The 15,128-nt window shown below is 38.4% G+C and carries 13 protein-coding genes; 5 read left to right on the top strand and 8 right to left on the bottom strand.

What is annotated here, in order from left to right:
- From EV203_RS12030 to EV203_RS12020, 3 genes are all read right to left on the bottom strand, one after another.
- The coding region (locus tag EV203_RS12030; RefSeq protein ID WP_132040787.1) for an AAA family ATPase at positions 1 to 1,328 on the bottom strand (1,328 nt) is incomplete at its 3' end.
- A 163-nt stretch (positions 1,329 to 1,491) separates the two neighbouring features.
- Complete coding sequence (locus EV203_RS12025; RefSeq protein ID WP_165911614.1) at positions 1,492 to 1,809, bottom strand: hypothetical protein; 318 nt, start codon at positions 1,807 to 1,809, stop codon at positions 1,492 to 1,494.
- Between the two features lie 148 nt (positions 1,810 to 1,957).
- Positions 1,958 to 4,441 (bottom strand): O-antigen ligase family protein, encoded by a 2,484-nt coding sequence (locus EV203_RS12020; protein ID WP_132040785.1) that lies wholly within the window; start codon positions 4,439 to 4,441, stop codon positions 1,958 to 1,960.
- 172 nt (positions 4,442 to 4,613) lie between these two features.
- On the opposite strand from EV203_RS12020, the gene EV203_RS12015 reads away from it, so the two are divergent.
- The 5 genes from EV203_RS12015 to EV203_RS11995 all read left to right on the top strand — a co-directional run bounded on the left by EV203_RS12015 (position 4,614) and on the right by EV203_RS11995 (position 9,820).
- A complete protein-coding gene (locus EV203_RS12015) occupies positions 4,614 to 5,624 on the top strand; it encodes an ABC transporter substrate-binding protein (RefSeq protein WP_132040784.1) in 1,011 nt (336 codons plus the stop codon).
- Between the two features lie 62 nt (positions 5,625 to 5,686).
- On the top strand, positions 5,687 to 6,433 hold the full coding sequence (locus tag EV203_RS12010) for an ABC transporter ATP-binding protein (RefSeq protein WP_132040783.1): 747 nt from the start codon (positions 5,687 to 5,689) through the stop codon (positions 6,431 to 6,433).
- On the top strand, positions 6,426 to 7,238 hold the full coding sequence (locus EV203_RS12005) for an ABC transporter permease (protein WP_011025051.1): 813 nt from the start codon (positions 6,426 to 6,428) through the stop codon (positions 7,236 to 7,238). Before EV203_RS12010 ends, EV203_RS12005 begins: the two co-directional genes overlap by 8 nt.
- 71 nt (positions 7,239 to 7,309) lie before the next feature.
- Positions 7,310 to 8,941 carry an NAD+ synthase gene (locus tag EV203_RS12000; RefSeq protein WP_132040782.1) on the top strand — a complete coding sequence of 544 codons (1,632 nt, stop codon included), beginning with the start codon at positions 7,310 to 7,312 and terminating at the stop codon, positions 8,939 to 8,941.
- Positions 8,942 to 8,953: 12 nt separating this feature from the next.
- Positions 8,954 to 9,820 carry a DMT family transporter gene (locus EV203_RS11995; RefSeq protein ID WP_132040781.1) on the top strand — a complete coding sequence of 289 codons (867 nt, stop codon included), beginning with the start codon at positions 8,954 to 8,956 and terminating at the stop codon, positions 9,818 to 9,820.
- Positions 9,821 to 9,847: 27 nt separating this feature from the next.
- On the opposite strand, the gene atpC is transcribed toward EV203_RS11995, so the two are convergent.
- The 5 genes from atpC to clpP all read right to left on the bottom strand — a co-directional run bounded on the left by atpC (position 9,848) and on the right by clpP (position 15,032).
- On the bottom strand, positions 9,848 to 10,147 hold the full coding sequence (atpC, locus tag EV203_RS11990) for an ATP synthase F1 subunit epsilon (RefSeq protein ID WP_243700696.1): 300 nt from the start codon (positions 10,145 to 10,147) through the stop codon (positions 9,848 to 9,850).
- Positions 10,137 to 10,721, bottom strand: a complete 585-nt coding sequence (yihA, locus tag EV203_RS11985) for a ribosome biogenesis GTP-binding protein YihA/YsxC (RefSeq protein ID WP_132040780.1) — start codon at positions 10,719 to 10,721, stop codon at positions 10,137 to 10,139. Before yihA ends, atpC begins: the two co-directional genes overlap by 11 nt.
- Positions 10,711 to 13,047: an endopeptidase La gene (gene lon / locus EV203_RS11980; RefSeq protein ID WP_132040779.1), complete on the bottom strand. Its 2,337-nt coding sequence runs from the start codon at positions 13,045 to 13,047 to the stop codon at positions 10,711 to 10,713. Before lon ends, yihA begins: the two co-directional genes overlap by 11 nt.
- A 95-nt stretch (positions 13,048 to 13,142) precedes the next feature.
- On the bottom strand, positions 13,143 to 14,420 hold the full coding sequence (gene clpX / locus EV203_RS11975; protein ID WP_022587435.1) for an ATP-dependent Clp protease ATP-binding subunit ClpX: 1,278 nt from the start codon (positions 14,418 to 14,420) through the stop codon (positions 13,143 to 13,145).
- Positions 14,421 to 14,444: 24 nt separating this feature from the next.
- Positions 14,445 to 15,032, bottom strand: a complete 588-nt coding sequence (clpP, locus tag EV203_RS11970) for an ATP-dependent Clp endopeptidase proteolytic subunit ClpP (protein WP_031313969.1) — start codon at positions 15,030 to 15,032, stop codon at positions 14,445 to 14,447.
- Between the last annotated feature and the right edge of the window lie 96 nt (positions 15,033 to 15,128).

Below are 15,128 nucleotides of genomic sequence, written 5' to 3'. Positions count from 1 at the left end.
CTTATATACTCTATATATGGTTTTATCCTTCCTTCATATGCCATCTCTTCTATGGTCTTTCTTAACTCATTTAGGTCGAGGTTTATCTTGTATTCCTTCTTTAAATTCGTTTCTATATATTCCCACATTATTGTCTTGATTACGTAATTGGGTATCTTTAAAAATAATCTTGTTTTTTCTTGTCTCTCTATCGTGAGTAATCCCATATAGAATAACAGTGATACAAAGTATTCTTCGTCGTACATCCTGTCAAATGAAAATTTCGTCACTACCTCCGCTACTATCCCTTCTTCTTTTATTATCCTCTCTAATAATGCTCTGTTCTCCTCATTCATCGTAAGTCTGTTTAGTCTGCCATAGTCTGTCTTTACATTGTCGTCTATTAAGTTTCTAGGCGGCTTTTTGTATCTTACTATGCTGTCAAGATAATACAATACCATATCGGGATTGTATATCCTCTTCTGTGCCTCTGCACTGAATAAATAACCATCGTATAATTTTTTTAATTCTTCTAATGATTTTTCTCTCTCTTTTTCCTCTATCCCTACTTCTTCTAATACCTTCTCTACTTCTTCTTCTGTAAATCCTAGCATCTCATTTAAGCTTAAATCCATTGTGACGTTTAATGCTATGTTAAATCCACTCGTTAGATCATCCAACATTATTGGAGATATCCCTGTTATAAATATCCTGTCTATTACGCTCTCTGTCCCTATCTTCAATGTCTCATAAAAGTCTCTTACAAAGCCTGATGCCCTCACTATCTCCCTGTAAAACTCATTGTCTCCCATCGCTATTATGTCATTGGCAAAATGGTCATACTCGTCTATTATTAAATATATCTTTTTACCCGCTTTCTCTATCGCATTTATTAGCGTCATTACAACTGCATTCATATCTGTTGTTTGGTCAATTTTCTTCCTTATCTCTTCTGTATTTTCCAATATACCCTCGTATCTGTTTAAGAAGGCATTTATTGAATTTTTTACACTTAACAAAAAGGATTCTTTAAGCTGGTCTTTGTTTTCTGTGTTTAGGCCTGAAAAATTCAGCTTGAGTATCATATAACTGTTCTTTAGTTTTGTTGGGTTCTTCCCTATGTATAAATTGCCAAATAATTTCTCAAAGTCTTTCTCAGTGTTTATGTCATAGTAGTTCTCTAATGTAGAAAGAAATAGACTCTTCCCAAACCTCCTTGGCCTTATGAAAAACAGGTATTTGCTATTTAGATTCTCTATCTTCTCTATATACATCGTCTTGTCTACATACAGATACCCTTCTTCTCTCATCGCTCTGAAATTGGACATGCCATAGGGTATTTTCTTCATTTTATCACCTCATAATTTTACTCTTGCCAGCATATTATATACAGTAGAATCTACTACAGCACTTACAAAAAAAGACACACTTTATAGTGTATCTCAAGTCTTACAGGTTTACCACTACTTTTTAGTAATTGTATATCCAGCTCTGCTTCCTCTGACTTTTCTCTTAACTCGGCAATATTTTTATCTTTATTTCTGTAATAGCTTCTGAATTTGAAGCAGTTTGCTCAAATGTAGCTTTAACCAGACTTTCTACACTTTCAAGTCTCTTTTCTACATTTTCAAGCCTTTTTTCAATTCCATCTAATCTTTTCTCTAATCTCTTCTCAAAAACATCAAATCTCTCTTCAAATCCATCCAATCTTTTTTTAAAGTTGTCAAACCTTTTTTCAGAACTATTAAATTTGTCGACAATAAAATTCATGAATTCTTCGTATGTCATTTTCATGACCCCTGCACAAAAATCTTTTACTAGGTTTATCATACCATTCTTATCACAGGTAATCAAGGCTAAACTATTTCTTCGTAACTGGGAAACCTTATATAGATGCTTTTGCCTTTTTTAATAAATTCTTTCATCAGTGTTTCCTCCAGTCAAAATATGCAAAAGTTAAAATAAAAAGGATACACTTTTACTCTATCCCTTCAAGTGCTTTTTTGGATTCTTCTATTATCCGTTTGGTCGCATCAGTCATAGGCTTTGGTTCCAGTGATTTTGAATTCACTTCGTTGTACATTTTCTCCACATCTATCGCTTTTTGCAAGTACTCTTTCGCTTTTTGTTTATCCCCTTTGTTAAGGTAATACATGCCTACTTTGTTGTAAGCGTCAGCCAGCTGTTGATAATTTTCTGGCCTGAAAGGCTGTACCTCTACTGCTTTTTCTACGTACTTAAGTCCTAGCTCAATCTGACCATGAGCAAGGTAAAAAGCTCCAAGCTGGGCGTTTAATCTTGAATTGAAAGGCTCAAGCTTAACTGCTTTTTCTTCTTCAAACATGGCTTTCTGAAGCCTTACAGGGTCCTGCCATTTGTCACCAAGAGCCGTAAGGATCTGCCCGTAAGTCATTCTGTACTGGGCATTAAATGGATCGTAAGCAACTGCCTTTTCATAGGCTGCTTCTGCAGAATTTAAATCTTGAGATTTTAAGAAATTATCGCCTTTGACCGCATAGCCCAGAGCTACAGACATAGAGGTAGACATATAAAGAACCACAAAAGCTACTAAAACTGCTATGTAATTAAGATAGACCTTTCTACTTTTTACTTTTAATATCTCTCTATCCAGAGAATTTATCACTCCAATTAACGCCCAGAGGGCTATTGACACAGCCGAAAGTGAAAAGTCAAAGTCCATGGCAGCATGAGCGTAGAGACTGACTATAGCAGTTATTACACCTGCTATAAGGACTTTGTACTTATCTTCTGCATACCCTCTGTACACCCTTGCCATACTCCTTATAAGAGTAACGAGCAAGAAAAGTAGTGCAATAAATCCAACTATGCCTGTATCAAGCAATACCTGCATGAAGTAATTGTGTGTCTGTGTTGTCCAGTAAAGGTAGGACTGGTACTTAAAGTATAAAGCAGCCCATGCGCCTCCACCTGCCCCAAATATGGGGTAGTCTTTAAATATCTTTAAGCCGTCTACGTAAAACTGCATTCTCTGAGAGCTGCTGCGACTGGTAAGGTTTATATCCTGCACACGGGATGCAATGTCTTCCGGCAGGTATTTGTATTTTAACATCACGGTTTGCACGTCTTTTGGATCGTTTTTAGGATACACTTTTGCTTCTGTAAAAGTCGCAGAAGTGTTTTTAAAATTGTTCATAAACACAATGGCTATTCTTTTTGTGTCTTTAAGGGTTGTAAATTCTAAAGTCTTTTCCCCTATAAAGTCTCCTTTTTCGTAAACTTCAGCAATTTTTGTCGACTGGTCATTTTCATTTCTGCTGTCTATCACTATCCCGTAAGCCCAATCTTTATTTTCGGGATTTTTGGCTATTACATCGTATTTCAGTACATAAACTCTATCAGGGTCAACATTCACAAAACGCGTAACTGCCTTCATTCCATCAGGTTCATCCGCTGTGTGCTTCAAAGTAAGCGGCACCTGTGTGGTAAAAACTATGTAACCTCCAATAGCTACTAAAACTATCAGTACAGAAGCTATAGCTAGAGCAATTTTTGGGCTTATTTTATTTACAAAGCCCATGATAAAGCTTATAGCATAAGTAATTACAAGAGAAGATAAGAATCCTATTAAATACCACTTTACAAGCCTCATTGCATCGCCACTTGCAACAGCTGAATTAAATTTCGCTATTGGGAGTGCCGAAGCAATTATTACCCCTATAAAATACATGAAAGGCTCTACTTTCTTCCCTTTTGGCATTAAAGCCATCAATAAAAGGCCTAAAAAGGGAAGCATAAGCCATGCTCCGCGAGAAAGTGTAAACACATAAGCGTAGAATTGAGTGTAGGCAATGGCGCCGTACAGAGCTTTTAGGTATCTATTATCAGTATAGGATATTAATGCCAAGTTTACAAGAAAAAATGCCATCAAAAAGGAAGCTGCGGTGTTGGGGTACTGGAAAGTGGAGTTTATCCTTCCACCCACCCAAGAACCGTTGTAATGAATTAAATTTACAGAAGAACCAAGTCCTATGACCGCCACAAAAAAGGAGCTCAAAACTAGAACATTTAATAGCATAAAGATTTTTTTATTATCCTTCACTAGTTTACTCACCATAAAGTAAATGAAAAGATAATCACAGTATCTCAAAACCTCTCCAATGCTTGCTCTTACATTTACAGCGAAAAAAGTGGAAATCACATAGGCTCCAACCAGAGAAAGTGCAGCATAATCCAGTGTAGTAGCTATGATAGGCTCATTTACTGCAATCTTATACACAGCCCACAGTATAAACACGACAGAGGTTATAGCGATTGTCGGAAACATCTCTTTCTCAAAGAACATGCCTCTGAAAAAAGGCGGATAAAATACCAGTATTAAAAGTATTATGTAAAAAACAATGTCAAACTTTGCAGTAATTTTTGGCGTTTGTCTTGCTTTTGATTTTGTTTTACTCTTTTTCGTAACAGTCTTTTGTGCCATTTTCAATCCCCTTTTCTTACAGCATTTAAATTTTCTAATTACAGTATATACTTATTCGACAAAAATTTCACTTCTCCTTCTTTTCTAAAAAGGCTAAACCAAAATTTCTCCTCAATCACAAATTAAGGCTTCGAGAATATAATAAAGTGAAAACTGAAAAGGGGGATTGTCTATGAGGTTCAAGTACTTAATTGTAATTGCTGTGGTACTTACACTTATAGCCTCTTCAATAACTGGATGTAGCAGTAGAGAGCAAAAGCTCACAAAGATAAATTTCGTAGAAACGGTCCACTCCATTTTTTACGCTCCCTATTATGTAGCTGTAAGCCAAGGCTTTTTCAAGGAAGAAGGACTTGAGCTTGTAATCACCACAGCTCAGGGTTCAGACAAAGCTGCAACAGCCGTGCTCTCCGGTACGGCAGACATAGGACTTCAAGGCCCTGAGACCACTGTATACGTGCTTTTAGAGGGAAGAGATGATTACCTAGTTAATTTCGGACAGCTGACGAGAAAAGACGGTTCCTTTCTCCTCGGCAAGAAGCCTGAACCGGACTTCAAGTGGGAAAACTTAAGAGGCAAAAAAGTCATAGGTGGAAGACCTGGCGGCATGCCAGAAATGACCTTAGAGTACGTTCTAAAGCAGCACGGACTGGACCCTAAAAAAGATCTAACTCTTATTACAAATCTACAGTTTACAGCAGCAGCCGGCGCTTTCATGTCATCAGATGCCGACTATGTCGCCCTCTTTGAACCTACAGCCTCACTGGTAGAAAAACAGGGAGGAGGTTATATTGTAGCTTCCATAGGAGCATCAAGCCATGAGGTACCCTACACTACTTTTAACGCCAAAAAAAGCTATATTGAGAAGCACCCTGATATAATACAAAAATTTGTAAACGCAGTGTACAAAGGTATGCTCTGGGTAGATTCTCATTCCCCTAAAGAGGTGGCAGAGGCTATAAAACCTTTCTTCCCTGATGCAGATGTAGACCTCATGGCAACTGCTATTGAAAGGTATAAAAACCAGAATACGTGGGGAACAACTCTCAAAATGAAAGTAGAAGACTTTGACTTCTTGCAGACCATACTTTTAGATGCAGGAGTGATAAAAGAGAAGGTGGATTCAAGGCTTCTTATAAACAACACCTTTGCTGAAAAAGCAGAAAAAACTATTAAAAAGTAAACTGAAGGTTGTGCCCAAAAGCATCTTGGGCACAACCTCAAAATATAGAAAGGAGTGCTTGTATGGACAATGTGATGGTAAGCCTTAAAAACGTCTCTTTTAAATACCACACATTGGAAGGTGAAACTGAAGCTTTAAATGATATCTCCTTTGATGTGTACGAAGGAGAATTTGTGGGAGTAATAGGACCTTCGGGATGCGGTAAATCTACCCTTTTGTCCATAATTTCTGGTCTTTTAAAGCCTTCCAGAGGAAGCGTAGAAGTAAATGGGAAAATAGGCTATATGCTTCAAAGAGACCATCTGTTTGAATGGAGAACTATATGGCAAAATGCGATACTTGGGCTTGAAATTCAAAAAAAGCTCACAGAAGAATCGAGAAGCTACGTAAAAGATCTGCTCAAAAAATACGGGCTGTGGGAGTTTAGAAACTATTATCCCAATCAGCTTTCTGGAGGCATGAGGCAAAGGGCTGCACTAATCAGGACTCTCGCTTTAAAACCTGACATATTGCTTTTAGATGAGGCCTTTTCAGCTCTCGACTATCAGACAAAGCTTGCCATATCCGATGAGGTGTATAAAATTTTAAAAAATGAACAGAAAACTGCCGTAATAGTGACCCACGATATTTCCGAGGCAATAGCCATGTGTAATAGGATTGTAGTACTTTCAAAAAGGCCCGCCTATGTAAAGAGAATTTATGAAATTATCCTCACCTCTGATGATTACTCACCAATAGGGAGAAGAAAAGCACCTGAGTTCAGAGAGTATTTCAATTCTATATGGAAGGAGCTGGATATACATGTATGAAGTGGCATCCACCTATGTGTCAAAAGAGCATCAAGAATTTTTAAAAAGCGTTAAAAGAAAAAATATAATGGTAAGAGTAACACAACTGGCAATCCTGGTAATCTTTTTTGGATTGTGGGAAATCGCAGCGAGGTACAAAATTATAGACCCTTTCCTTGTAAGCCAGCCCTCTAGAATGTTAAAGACAATGCTGACTTTAAATCAAAACGGGACTCTTCTCATGCATATATGGGTTACTTTAAGTGAAACTGTAGTGGGATTTACTTTGGGAACAGTTGCAGGGATGTTTATTGCAATACTCCTATGGTGGTCAGATTTTCTCTCACAGGTGGCAGAACCTTACTTAGTAGTCTTAAATAGCCTCCCAAAGATTGCATTAGGACCTATTTTCATAGTTTGGATGGGAAACGGTGAAGCTCCAATTATCACAATGGCACTAGCTATTTCATTAATTGTGACAATTATAAGCCTGGCGACAGGTTTTAAAGAAGTGGACGAAGAAAAAATAAAGCTTTTAAAGACCTTCGGGGCTACAAAAATGCAAATACTCACCAAATGCGTGCTGCCCGCCAGTGTACCTACTATAATGTCAGCCATAAAGATAAACATCGGCCTTTCGTGGGTTGGAGTCATAACAGGTGAGTTTTTGGTATCAAAAGCCGGCCTCGGATATCTGATAGTCTATGGAGGGCAAATTTTTAAATTAGACATGGTAATGACGAGTGTGCTGATCCTTTCCATACTCTCAGCTCTAATGTACGTATTTATAGTGTATCTTGAAAAAAAGCTCATTCGCTGGAGATAGAAAGAGATGCTTTTTATTTTAACATGTGCTAAAATATGTTTGTAATACATCGTACGTAGAGGTGAAAAGAAATGAAAATTGCACTGGCACAGATAAACCCTGTTGTTGGAGATATAAAACATAACTGTGAAAAAATAGTAAAATATATTGAAAAGGCAAAAAAAGAAAAGGCGGATTTGGTTGTATTTCCTGAACTGTCGACTGTGGGCTATCCTCCTAAAGACTTTCTTTTCGTGAAAGACTTCATAAAAACAAATGAAGAGATGATAAATAAAATAATACTGCCGGCAACCGATGAAATTGCCATAATACTAGGTACTGTGAGAAAAGATGAAAATAAAAATTTGTATAATTCCGCCTTTTTTGTTTACAACAGAAAAATAATAGAAATATTTGATAAAACGCTCCTTCCTAATTACGACGTATTTGACGAGAAAAGATATTTTTCTCCTTCATCACAGATAAAAACAGTTGAATTTAAGGGCGTAAAAGTAGCAGTAAATATATGTGAGGATGCATGGAAAGGCTATGTGTTTGAGCCAAACGCAAACTATTCTGTTGATGTTTTGGAAGAGCAATTTAAACTAAAACCGGATATTTTTATAAACATCTCTGCCTCTCCCTATCATTTGGGCAAACACAGGACAAGGCTTGGAATAATGAAAGAGAAAACTGATAAATACGGCATTCCTTTTGTGTACGTCAACCAGGTAGGAGCAAATGATGAACTCATTTTCGATGGAAATAGTTTCGTATTAAATGAAAAAGGAAAAGAGGTAGTTCAACTAAAAGGATTTGAAGAGGATTTTAAAGTAGTAGAGTTGCAAAATTTGGAGGACTTCAAAGAGCTGCCAGAACTTAAAGAAGATATATCTTGGATATATAAGGCTCTTGTAATTGGAGTGAGGGATTACTTTCATAAATTAGGATTTAAAAAAGCGGTTCTGGGACTAAGCGGTGGAATTGATTCTGCAGTAGTGGCAGTAATAGCCTCTGAAGCCCTAGGAAAAGAAAATGTGTTGGCAATTTCTATGCCTTCAAGGTATTCTTCTGAAGGAAGTGTAAAAGATGCAGAAATCTTGGCCAAAAATTTAGGCATAGACTTTAGAGTGATTCCTATTGAGCCTGTTTTCAAAAGCTATTTATCTGTCTTCAACAAAGATGGAAATGCCTTAGGAGATGTGGCAGAGGAAAATGTACAGGCAAGAATACGCGGAAATTATCTCATGTTCTTTGCAAACAGGGAAGGATACGTAGTGCTTACAACAGGCAATAAGTCAGAGCTGGCAATGGGTTATTGCACTTTGTACGGTGATATGAGTGGAAGTCTAGCAGTGATTGGCGACTTATATAAAACTCAAGTATATGAGTTGGCAAGGTATATAAATAGAGAAAAAGAGATAATACCAGTTTCAATAATTAAAAAAGTTCCTTCGGCAGAGCTAAGGCCAAACCAAAAAGATGAAGACTCTCTTCCACCTTACAGAATACTGGACCAAGTGTTGAAGCTTTATCTAGAGGAAAATGCTTCTGTGGAGGAAATAGCAGAAAAAGGCTTTGACAAAGACCTGGTAAGGCACATCATAAATACTGTAAATAAAAATGAATACAAGAGAAAACAGGCCCCTCCTGTACTTAGAGTCTCACCTAAAGCCTTTGGCACTGGCAGGAGAATGCCAATCGTTCAAAATTTCAAAGCGTAGGGGGAGATAATTTTGTCAAAGCAACTTCAAAGCGATATAGTGCTGACTCTTGTGACAATGATATGGGGTTCTACTTTTATAATAGTGAAAAATGCCATTCAATCCCTTCCTGTGTATAATTTTCTTTTCATACGCTTTTTATTAGCCTTTTTATTGCTGGCAGCAATTTTTTATAAAAAACTTAAAAAGATAGATAAAAGTACTCTAATGGCTGCCTCTTTAATTGGAACAATGTTATTCTTAGGATACGCCTTTCAGACAATGGGGCTTTTATACACCACAGCCTCTAAATCTGGATTTATTACAGGCTTTAGCGTAGTATTAGTACCCATATTGGAGGCCATACTCCTTAAAAGAAAACCCACCAAGGCAGCTACCGTGGGAGTGGTGCTTGCTTTTATAGGCCTTATACTTCTTACAACAAATATTGACCTCAGTATCAATATAGGGGATTTCCTTACTCTTCTCTGCGCCTTTGCCTTTGCCATGCACATAGTTTTGATATCAAAATACGCTTCAAAGATGGACACATACCTACTTGCTACCATTCAAATTGGAATGGTGGCACTCTTAAGTGGCATTGTAAGTTTGATATTTGAAAAGCCTTTTATACCTACTTCCCTGGATGTTTGGGGAGCTATAATAATAACCGGCGTATTCGCAACGGCTTTTGCCTTTGTGGCTCAAAATACCATGCAGGCTTATACAACTGCCACCCATACGGCCCTAATTTTTTCCCTCGAGCCGGTATTTGCCGCATTAGCTGCTTATTTAATCGCAGGAGAAACAATGTCTATAAGAGCGATCATCGGAGGAGCTTTCATGCTGGCAGGAATAATCTTATCTGAACTACCTGAAAAAGAACCTGAGAAAAGATAAAAAGCTTCCCTCTTTTGAGGGAAGCTTTCACATTTCCTGGTATTTGCTTGCGATTTTAAGCCTCATCAATGCCCTCTTCAAAGCCGCTTCTGCAGCAATGTACTCCTGTTTGCTCTTTTTCTGGCGCAGTTTTTCTTCTGCCCTCTCCTTGGCTGCTTGAGCTCTTGCTATATCTATTTCTTCCGGCCATTCTGCAGCACTTGAGAGTATTGTAACTCCATCTCTTCTCACTTCCATGAAGCCCCCAGAGATGAAAGCTTCTTTCCATTGACCATCTTTTTTTATCTGCAAAGTGCCAGCCTGAGCGATGGGAGTTTCACTTCTCAATCACTCCTTCAAAAATTCTAAGTATTTCTGATATTCCTGTCTTTTCAACTGCAGAAAAAACTATCACTCTATCAGAAGAAATGTTAAAACTTCTACAGATATTCTCTATAGCTTTATTGGCTTCGGATTTATTGACTTTATCTGCCTTTGTCAGAACAACACTAAAAGGCAAATTTTTAAAAGAAAACCAGTTGACCATCATAAAATCGTCTTCTGTAGGCTCTCTTCTTATGTCAATTAGGAGCAAAGCGTGCTTTAAATTCTTGGACGTATTTAAAAAAGTCTCTATGTTATAAGCCCATTGTTTTTTCATCTCTTTTGAAACTTTTGCATAGCCATAACCAGGCAAGTCCACTATGTAAAAAGCTCGGTTAACGAGGTAAAAATTTATCCCTCTTGTCTTACCTGGAGTAGAGCTCACTTTGGCAAGATTCTTTCTCCCCAAAACTGTATTTATTAGAGTGGACTTGCCCACATTGGATTTTCCCACAATTGCTATCTGAGGGATTTTATCTTTTGGATATTGACTTTCATTAAAAGCACTTCCTACAAACTCAGCTGTTTTAATTTTCATGTTTTTCCTCCTTGACTAAAGCGTACTCCAACACCTCGTCTATTCTTTCTACAAATTTAAACTCCAGTTTCTTTTTTACGCTCTGTGGAATTTCATCTAAATCTCTCTTGTTTTCCATAGGGAGAATCACTCTTTTTATGCCTGCTCTGTGAGCTGCCAGAACTTTTTCTTTCACACCGCCTATAGGCAAAACCCTTCCCGTTAAAGTTATTTCCCCTGTCATGGCGACATCTTTTCTGACAGGCACTTTCATAAGGGCTGAGACCATAGCAGTCACCATGGTAACGCCCGCTGAAGGTCCATCCTTTGGAATAGATCCTTCAGGCACGTGTATATGTATATCGACATTTTTGTAAAAATCTTTATCAATGCCAAGTCTTTCAGCATTTGCTCTTATGTAGCTTAAGCCCGCCTGAGCAGATTCTTTCATCACATCCCCCAATTGACCTGTGAGGTTTAATTTTCCGCTTCCTGGCATTATAGAAGCCTCTACAGTCAAAATCTCTCCTCCAACTCTGGTCCACGCAAGGCCCATTACTGTCCCGATTTCATTCTTTTCATTGGCTTTGTCGGGTCTAAAAAGAGGCTTGCCCAAGTAAGACTGCAAGTTCTTTTTGCCTACCTTCACGTAAGGCACATTATCTTCCATTATCTTTCTGATGGCTTTTCTCACAATTGTGGCAAGGTGTTTCTCAAGCCCTCTCACTCCTGCTTCACGAGTATATTCAGAAATAATTCCTTTAATGGCTGAGTCCTGTATTATTATTTTATTGTCCGGAACACCGTGTTCTTTCAAAATCTTTGGTATGAGATAGCCTTTAGCAATGTGAAACTTCTCCTCTTCAGTGTATCCTGATATGTATATAACTTCCATCCTGTCCAAAAGAGGAGCGGGAATAGTGTCAGTTGTATTGGCTGTGGTTATAAAAAGTACTTTAGATAAGTCAAAGGGCAAATCTAAATAATGGTCTCTGAAAGTGGAATTCTGCTCGGGGTCTAATACTTCCAGCATAGCAGAAGCAGGGTCGCCTCTAAAATCGTGGCTCATCTTATCTATTTCATCCAGTAAAAAAACAGGGTTTTTTGAACCTGCAATTTTTATAGAGTTTATAATCCCTCCTGGTATAGCTCCAACGTAAGTACGCCTGTGTCCCCTTATCTCCGCTTCATCTCTGACGCCGCCCAAAGAAAGCCTTACGAATTTTCTGTTCATCGCCTTAGCTATAGACCTTCCAAGGGAAGTCTTTCCCACTCCAGGAGGACCTACAAGGCATAAAATAGGGCTTTTCACCTTATTGTAAAAGGCTCTCACTGCCAAAAACTCTATTATCCTCTCTTTTACTTTTTTAAGCCCGTAGTGGTCCTCATCCAGTATCCTTTGAGCCCTTTTTAAATCTAGAATATCCTCTGTCTCGTAGTTCCATGGAAGTTCCAGTATCCAGTCAAGATAAGTTCTTACAACAGAGGCCTCAGCAGAACCGGGAGGCATTTTAGAGAGGCGCTTTAATTCTTCTTTGGCCTTTTTTCTCACTTCTTCAGGCAAATCCTTTTCTTCTATTTTCCTCTCATACTCTTCTATCTCGCTGTCAAAATCTTCCGTTTCCCCTAACTCTGCCTTTATGGCCTTTAGCTGTTCCCTCAAATAATATTCCTTTTGAAGCTTGTCAATCTGGCTTCTCACTTTTGCATTTATTTCTCTCTCAATTTTTAATATTTCCAGCTCCTTCATTAAAAAGCCCAGTAAAATTTCTAACCTCTTTTTCACATCAAAGCACTCTAAGAGCTCTTGATTTTGCGCTGTGCTCAAAGAAATGTGGGCTGCAATCATGTCCGCAAGCCTTCCCGGCTCTTCTATGCTAATTACATTGTATAAGCTTTCAATGGGGACGCGGGAAGTCATATTTACATACTCTTCAAAAGCAGAGACCACACTTCTCATCAGCGCTTCTAACTCTGGAGTCTTTTCAATCTCTGCCTGCTCCTCTTTTTCAACTACCTCCACCTCAAAAAATTCGTCTTCTCTTGTGACTTTGTCAATCTCGGCTCTGCTTATACCTTCAACCAAAATTCTTATGAGCTCCCCGGGAAGTTTCAACATCTGTTTGACTTTAGTTATAGTCCCCACCTTGTAAACGTCCTCAATTGATGGATCTTCAAGCTCTGGGTCCTTCTGAGTAGTTACAAATATAAGCTGATTTTTCATAAAGGCCTCTTCTAAAGCCCTTATGGATTTCTCTCGCCCTATATCAAAATGAATTACCATATAAGGGAAAATTGTTAATCCTCTTAATGGAATCATAGGAAGCGTGTACCTTTTTTCTGGCATGACCTCACCTCATTTTTCGCAATATAATCAAACCCCTTCTCATTCACTATTTTAGTATGTGAAGGAGAAGGGGAGTTAATGTAAAAACTTATTTTTTATGAAACAGACTCTGTCTTTTTAGCTTTTTTCCTGCCTATCTTCTGGGCATCTGCATAAACCAGTGTGGGAGGAGCAATTTTCCGCACCGTCTCTTCTGTAATAATGCACTTTTCTATCGTCTCATCAGAAGGAATTTCATACATCACATCAAGCATTATGTCTTCAAGAATAGCCCTCAAACCTCTAGCACCTGTTCCTCTCTCTAAAGCCATCTCAGCAATTAAGTTCAAAGCTTTCTTTTCAAATTCAAGCTTTACGCCGTCCATTTCAAACAACTTTTCGTACTGCTTTACAAGAGCATTCTTAGGCTCTGTCAGTATTCTGACAAGGTCATCCTTTGTGAGAGGGTCCAAAGTTACAACTATTGGGACTCTGCCTATAAACTCTGGAATCATCCCAAATTTCAACAGGTCTTCTGGCATGATGTGTTTTAAAATTTCTCCAACGTCTTTTTCTTTCTTGCTCTGAACCTCTGCGCCAAATCCAAGGCTCTTTTTTCCAATCCTTGATTCTATTATTTTGTCTATTCCTTCAAATGCGCCTCCACATATAAAGAGTATGTTCGTTGTATCTATCTGTATAAACTCCTGGTGAGGATGTTTTCTACCGCCCTGCGGAGGCACATTGGCAATTGTCCCCTCCAGTATTTTTAAAAGAGCCTGTTGAACGCCTTCGCCTGAAACATCCCTGGTTATAGAAGGATTTTCTGACTTTCTAGCTATTTTGTCTATTTCATCTATATAGATTATTCCCTTCTCTGCCCTTTCAATGTCGTAATCTGCAGCCTGTATGAGCCTCAATAAGATGTTCTCCACGTCTTCTCCCACATATCCTGCTTCAGTCAGGGTAGTTGCATCTGCTATCGCAAAAGGAACATTCAAAAGCTTAGCAAGAGTCTGAGCCAAAAGAGTTTTACCAGAACCTGTTGGACCCAGAAGTAAGATGTTGCTCTTTTGAAGTTCCACGTCATCTGATTTGACTTTAGAATTTATCCGCTTGTAATGGTTGTAAACAGCAACTGCCAAAGCTTTTTTAGCTCTGTCCTGACCAATAACATACTGGTCAAGGAAAGCTTTTATTTCTTTTGGCTTTGGCAAATCTCTCATAGCCATGTCCATATCCTCTTCAAATTCTTCGTTTATAATCTCCTGACAGAGTTCTATGCATTCGTCACAGATATACACTCCGGGCCCTGCCACCAGTCTCCTTACCTGGTCCTGAGTCTTGCCGCAAAATGAACACTTTAATTGCTTGTGGTCGTCGTATTTAGCCATAAGATTTCACCTCTTTTGGGTGCCTCATTTTTTGTGCCTTACAAGTATGTCATCTATTATGCCGTAAGCCTTAGCTTCCTCTGCAGTCATGAAGTAATCTCTTTCCATATCGGCTTTTATCTTTTCAAGAGGCTGCCCCGTATTCTCTGAAAGAATCCTTTCTAACTTGTCTCTCAACCTTAGAAGTCTTTCTGCATGAATCTTTATGTCAGTAGCCTGTCCCTGCATTCCACCCCAGGGCTGATGAATCATTATTTCACTGTTAGGAAGTGCAAATCTCTTACCTTTTGCACCTGCAGCAAGCAGGAAAGCAGCCATAGATGCTGCCATGCCCACACAAAGTGTCACAACGTCCGGCTTTATATACTGCATTGTGTCATATATTGCAAGACCAGCAGTGATAGAACCACCAGGACTGTTTATATAAAGCCATATATCCTTGTCTGGATCCTCTGCCTCTAAAAACAGCATCTGAGCGATAACCAGACTAGCTGTGGTATCGTTAATTTCATCTCCTAAAAACACTATGCGGTCTTTTAAGAGACGGGAAAAAATATCATAAGCTCTTTCGCCTCTATTTGTCTGCTCCACTACAATTGGAACTAAGCTCATAAAAATCACTCCTCGTATAATATGATTGTAATCCACATTAAAAATTTAATAATAAACACACAAATTAAATCCTTAAAAACCATTTTTACCCTGGTA

Origin of the sequence: Caldanaerobacter subterraneus, from assembly GCF_004345675.1 — a bacterium.
In the GTDB taxonomy this organism is placed as follows: Bacteria; Bacillota; Thermoanaerobacteria; order Thermoanaerobacterales; family Thermoanaerobacteraceae; genus Thermoanaerobacter; species Thermoanaerobacter subterraneus.
This window is presented reverse-complemented; position numbering and strand designations above follow the sequence as displayed.

Excerpts from the sequence above, each read along its gene's own strand:
- EV203_RS12025 (WP_165911614.1), bottom strand. The coding sequence starts at position 1,809 with ATGATAAACCTAGTAAAAGATTTTTGTGCAGGGGTCATGAAAATGACA.
- EV203_RS12020 (WP_132040785.1), bottom strand. The coding sequence starts at position 4,441 with ATGGCACAAAAGACTGTTACGAAAAAGAGTAAAACAAAATCAAAAGCA.
- EV203_RS12015 (WP_132040784.1), top strand. The coding sequence starts at position 4,614 with ATGAGGTTCAAGTACTTAATTGTAATTGCTGTGGTACTTACACTTATA.
- EV203_RS12010 (WP_132040783.1), top strand. The coding sequence starts at position 5,687 with ATGGACAATGTGATGGTAAGCCTTAAAAACGTCTCTTTTAAATACCAC.
- EV203_RS12005 (WP_011025051.1), top strand. The coding sequence starts at position 6,426 with ATGTATGAAGTGGCATCCACCTATGTGTCAAAAGAGCATCAAGAATTT.
- EV203_RS12000 (WP_132040782.1), top strand. The coding sequence starts at position 7,310 with ATGAAAATTGCACTGGCACAGATAAACCCTGTTGTTGGAGATATAAAA.
- yihA (WP_132040780.1), bottom strand. The coding sequence starts at position 10,721 with ATGAAAATTAAAACAGCTGAGTTTGTAGGAAGTGCTTTTAATGAAAGT.
- lon (WP_132040779.1), bottom strand. The coding sequence starts at position 13,047 with ATGCCAGAAAAAAGGTACACGCTTCCTATGATTCCATTAAGAGGATTA.
- clpX (WP_022587435.1), bottom strand. The coding sequence starts at position 14,420 with ATGGCTAAATACGACGACCACAAGCAATTAAAGTGTTCATTTTGCGGC.
- clpP (WP_031313969.1), bottom strand. The coding sequence starts at position 15,032 with ATGAGCTTAGTTCCAATTGTAGTGGAGCAGACAAATAGAGGCGAAAGA.